A 2,786-nucleotide genomic window follows, 5' to 3' on the forward strand; every position below is an offset into this window, starting at 1 on the left:
CCTACTCTCACATGGGGAAGCCCCACACTACCATCGGCGCTATTGTGTTTCACTTCTGAGTTCGGCATGGAATCAGGTGGGTCCACAATGCTATGGTCGCCAAGCAAATTTTGCTTTTACTTTCAGTTTTTAAAAAACTGAAGGCAAATAATCTGGAAAGCTGTTTTTGTTCTCTTCAAACTCATTCAAGCGTCTGGTATTTCTTTGAGTCCACAAAACCCCTTGGGTGTTGTATGGTTAAGCCTCACGGGCAATTAGTACAGGTTAGCTCAATGCCTCGCAGCACTTACACACCCTGCCTATCAACGTCGTAGTCTACGACAACCCTTTAGGACGCTTAAAGCGTCAGGGAAAACTCATCTCAAGGCTCGCTTCCCGCTTAGATGCTTTCAGCGGTTATCGATTCCGAACTTAGCTACCGGGCAATGCCATTGGCATGACAACCCGAACACCAGAGGTTCGTCCACTCCGGTCCTCTCGTACTAGGAGCAGCCCCTTTCAATTTTCCAACGCCCACGGCAGATAGGGACCGAACTGTCTCACGACGTTCTAAACCCAGCTCGCGTACCACTTTAAATGGCGAACAGCCATACCCTTGGGACCGACTTCAGCCCCAGGATGTGATGAGCCGACATCGAGGTGCCAAACACCGCCGTCGATATGAACTCTTGGGCGGTATCAGCCTGTTATCCCCGGAGTACCTTTTATCCGTTGAGCGATGGCCCTTCCATTCAGAACCACCGGATCACTATGACCTGCTTTCGCACCTGCTCGAATTGTCATTCTCGCAGTCAAGCGGGCTTATGCCATTGCACTAACCACACGATGTCCAACCGTGTTTAGCCCACCTTCGTGCTCCTCCGTTACTCTTTGGGAGGAGACCGCCCCAGTCAAACTACCCACCAGGCACTGTCCGTAATCCCGATTCAGGGACCAACGTTAGAACATCAAAACTACAAGGGTGGTATTTCAAGGACGACTCCACCACATCTAGCGACGCGGTTTCAAAGTCTCCCACCTATCCTACACATGTAGGTTCAATGTTCAGTGCCAAGCTGTAGTAAAGGTTCACGGGGTCTTTCCGTCTAGCCGCGGGTACACTGCATCTTCACAGCGATTTCAATTTCACTGAGTCTCGGGTGGAGACAGCGTGGCCATCATTACGCCATTCGTGCAGGTCGGAACTTACCCGACAAGGAATTTCGCTACCTTAGGACCGTTATAGTTACGGCCGCCGTTTACCGGGGCTTCGATCAAGAGCTTCGACCGAAGTCTAACCCCATCAATTAACCTTCCGGCACCGGGCAGGCGTCACACCGTATACGTCATCTTACGATTTTGCACAGTGCTGTGTTTTTAATAAACAGTTGCAGCCACCTGGTATCTGCGACTCTCGTCTGCTCCATCCGCAAGGGACTTCACTGATAAGAGCGTACCTTCTCCCGAAGTTACGGTACCATTTTGCCTAGTTCCTTCACCCGAGTTCTCTCAAGCGCCTTGGTATTCTCTACCCGACCACCTGTGTCGGTTTGGGGTACGATTCCTTACAATCTGAAGCTTAGAGGCTTTTCCTGGAAGCATGGCATCAATGACTTCACTACCGTAGTAGCTCGACATCGTATCTCAGCGTTAGTAGCGGTCCGGATTTACCTAAACCACCCGCCTACGTACTTGAACCTGGACAACCGTCGCCAGGCCCACCTAGCCTTCTCCGTCCCCCCATCGCAATTGTAAGAAGTACAGGAATATTAACCTGTTTCCCATCGACTACGCCTTTCGGCCTCGCCTTAGGAGTCGACTTACCCTGCCCCGATTAACGTTGGACAGGAACCCTTGGTCTTCCGGCGAGGGAGTTTTTCACTCCCTTTATCGTTACTCATGTCAGCATTCGCACTTCTGATACCTCCAGCAGCCCTTACAGACCACCTTCAACGGCTTACAGAACGCTCCCCTACCCCACATACCCTAAGGTACGTAGCCGCAGCTTCGGTGTATAGCTTAGCCCCGTTACATCTTCCGCGCAGGCCGACTCGACCAGTGAGCTATTACGCTTTCTTTAAATGATGGCTGCTTCTAAGCCAACATCCTGGCTGTCTGAGCCTTCCCACATCGTTTCCCACTTAGCTATACTTTGGGACCTTAGCTGGCGGTCTGGGTTGTTTCCCTCTCCACGACGGACGTTAGCACCCGCCGTGTGTCTCCCGGATAGTACTTACTGGTATTCGGAGTTTGCAAAGGGTTGGTAAGTCGGGATGACCCCCTAGCCTTAACAGTGCTCTACCCCCAGTAGTATTCGTCCGAGGCGCTACCTAAATAGCTTTCGGGGAGAACCAGCTATCTCCAGGTTTGATTGGCCTTTCACCCCTAGCCACAAGTCATCCGCTAATTTTTCAACATTAGTCGGTTCGGTCCTCCAGTTGATGTTACTCAACCTTCAACCTGCCCATGGCTAGATCACCTGGTTTCGGGTCTAATCCTAGCAACTGTACGCCCAGTTAAGACTCGGTTTCCCTACGGCTCCCCTAAACGGTTAACCTTGCTACTAAAATTAAGTCGCTGACCCATTATACAAAAGGTACGCAGTCACACCACGAAGGTGCTCCTACTGCTTGTACGTACACGGTTTCAGGTTCTATTTCACTCCCCTCACAGGGGTTCTTTTCGCCTTTCCCTCACGGTACTGGTTCACTATCGGTCAGTCAGTAGTATTTAGCCTTGGAGGATGGTCCCCCCATATTCAGACAGGATATCACGTGTCCCGCCCTACTCGTTTTCACTGATGATGA

At 51.1% G+C, this 2,786-nt stretch carries 2 rRNA genes; both read right to left on the reverse strand.

What is annotated here, in order from left to right:
* Nucleotides 1-104, reverse strand: a 5S ribosomal RNA gene (gene rrf / locus CWO13_RS23195); the annotation flags it as partial.
* A 129-nt stretch (nt 105-233) separates the two neighbouring features.
* Nucleotides 234-2,786, reverse strand: a 23S ribosomal RNA gene (locus CWO13_RS23200); the annotation flags it as partial.

The sequence above is a fragment of the Vibrio sp. ZF 223 genome (assembly GCF_003050585.1).
GTDB lineage: Bacteria > Pseudomonadota > Gammaproteobacteria > Enterobacterales > Vibrionaceae > Vibrio > Vibrio crassostreae.